Source organism: Mesorhizobium sp. M1A.F.Ca.IN.020.06.1.1, from assembly GCF_004023265.1.
GTDB lineage: Bacteria > Pseudomonadota > Alphaproteobacteria > Rhizobiales > Rhizobiaceae > Mesorhizobium.
Map to the genome: position 1 here is coordinate 1 of NZ_RZSR01000970.1, position 2197 is coordinate 2197.

The following is a 2197-nucleotide window of genomic DNA, read 5'->3' on the forward strand; positions in this document are numbered from 1 at the left end:
CGCTGGAGGATACCTCGCTCACCCAGGCGGCGCCCGCCTCGGCCGACATCCGCCGCTTCGACAACTACAATTCCGTCATCCAGGCCTTCATCTCCGGACAGACGCAGCTCATGGTGGTCGGCAACGATGTCGGCGCGCAGGTGCTGGCCAAGCAGGTTGCATTGAAGCCCGAGCAGAAGTTCCAGCTGCTGACCTCGCCCTCGCATATCGGCCTCAACAAGAACGAGGATAGGCTGAAGAAGGCGGTGAACGATGCGGTCGCCAAGATGCTGGCGGACGGCAAGCTGGACGAGAGCTCGAAAGCCTGGCTGAAGACGCCGCTCAATCCCGACAACCTCAAGGATTGATCTCGCTTGGCGGTTCAGCGCGCATGAAGCGCTGAACCGCTCCCGTACTTGTTTCTTGCGCTACACGCTTTCCAACAGGGCCAATCGCGATGGGCTACAGCCTGGACTTCGGCTGGCTTGCGGGTGCAGCGGGCGTGATCGCGCGCGGCGCGGCGATGACGCTGCTTCTGATCGTCGTCACCACGCTGGCCGGCACTTTCCTCAGCATCCTGGGCGCCGCCGGACGCCGGAACGGCCCGAGGCCGCTCAAGCTGGCGATCGGCTGGTATGTCGAGGTGATGCGCAACACTCCGTTCCTGGTGCAGCTGTTCTTCATCTTCTTCGGACTGCCCAGCCTCGGCATCCGACTCGATCCGATCCTGGCCGCCATGCTGGCGATGACGCTCAACATGGCGGCCTACACGATCGAGATCGTCGGCGCGGGTCTGGACGCGGTGCCGCGCGGGCAGACGGAGGCAGCACTTGCGCTCGGGCTCAGGCCCAGGCAGGTGTTCATCAAGATCGTGCTGCCGCAGGCGCTGAAAGTGATCTATCCGGCGCTGACCAGCCAGATCGTCATCATGATGCTGGAATCGGCCGTGGTGTCGCAGATCGCGGTGCGTGAACTGACCTACGAGGCCGACATGCTGCAGGCGCGCACCTTCCGCGCCTTCGAAACCTATCTGGTGGTGACCATGGTCTATCTCGGCCTGTCGATGGGGCTGCGCCGGCTGCTGGTCAGCGGCGGACGCCGCGCACTCGGAGCCGGCGTGTCATGATCGAATTCACCCTCTGGGACATATTGCGCAACCTTCTGCTCGCCGCGCGGTGGACGGTGCTGTTGTCGCTTGCCGCCTTCGTCGGCGGCGCGCTGGTCGGGCTGGTCGTGCTGTTCTTCCGCATAGCCAAGAACAAATGGATCAAGCGGATCGCTTCCGGCTATATCGCGCTGTTCCAGGGCACGCCGCTCCTCATGCAGCTTTTCCTGATGTTCTTCGGCCTGCCGATGTTGGGGCTGCGCATCGAGCCATGGACCGCCGCGGCGCTCGGCCTCACCTTCTTTGCCAGCGCCTATCTCGCCGAGATCTGGCGCAGCGGTGTCGATGCGCTGCCGCGCGGCCAGTGGGACGCCGGCGCCAGTCTCGGACTGCATTATCTGCAGGAACTCAGGCTGATCATCCTGCCGCAGGCCTTCGCCATCACGCGCGCCCCGACCGTCGGCTTCCTGGTGCAGCTGATCAAATCGACGGCGCTGACCTCGATCATCGGTTTCGAGGAGTTGGTCAGGACCTCCAACGCCATCAACAACGCGACCTTCGAACCCTTCACCGTCTACGGGCTGGTGGCGCTGATCTTCTTCGTGATGTGCTTCCCGCTGACGCAATATGCGCGGCGGCTTGAGCGTGTCGCCGCGCACTGAAGGTCGACGAGGGCCGCCGCCTGACCGGCGGCCGCTCTTCTCAATGGCTGAACGACAGCGCCGGCGCGATGCGATCGCGCCGCAGCCAACGGACGAGCAGGAGCACCGCCACCACCGCCAGGCCTGACGAAAGGCCGATCCAGATGCCGACGCCGTTGAAGCCGAAATGGAAGGCGAGCAGCACGCCGAGCGGAAGGCCGACCCCCCAATAGCCGATCGCGGCATAGATCATCGGCACCTTGGTATCGTGCAGGCCGCGCAGCATGCCGGCGGCCACCGCCTGCGCGCCGTCGAAGATCTGGAACAGCGCGGCAAACACCAGGAAGGACACGGCAAGCGTGATCAACCTGGCATTGGCCGGATCGGCGAGATCGATGAAGGCGCTGATCAAAAGATGCGGCCATAGGATCATCACCAGCCCCATCAGCGCCATGAAGGAGACGCCGATGAC

General features: G+C 64.2%; 4 protein-coding genes. 3 read left to right on the forward strand and 1 reads right to left on the reverse strand.

The window, feature by feature from the left end; genetic code table 11:
- The 3 genes from EOA60_RS29685 to EOA60_RS29695 all read left to right on the forward strand — a co-directional run.
- Positions 1-347 (forward strand): transporter substrate-binding domain-containing protein (locus tag EOA60_RS29685; protein WP_128312375.1); only part of this gene is annotated, 347 nt, incomplete at its 5' end.
- An 89-nt stretch (positions 348-436) separates the two neighbouring features.
- The gene (locus EOA60_RS29690; RefSeq protein ID WP_095799104.1) at positions 437-1105 is read left to right on the forward strand and encodes an amino acid ABC transporter permease; all 669 of its coding nucleotides are present in this window, start codon (positions 437-439) and stop codon (positions 1103-1105) included.
- The gene (locus tag EOA60_RS29695; protein ID WP_066999193.1) at positions 1102-1746 is read left to right on the forward strand and encodes an amino acid ABC transporter permease; all 645 of its coding nucleotides are present in this window, start codon (positions 1102-1104) and stop codon (positions 1744-1746) included. The genes EOA60_RS29690 and EOA60_RS29695 overlap by 4 nt, the downstream gene beginning before the upstream one ends.
- A 40-nt stretch (positions 1747-1786) precedes the next feature.
- Here the strand turns inward: EOA60_RS29695 and EOA60_RS29700 are convergent.
- On the reverse strand, positions 1787-2197 hold a 411-nt coding region (locus EOA60_RS29700; RefSeq protein ID WP_245502641.1), incomplete at its 5' end, for an MATE family efflux transporter.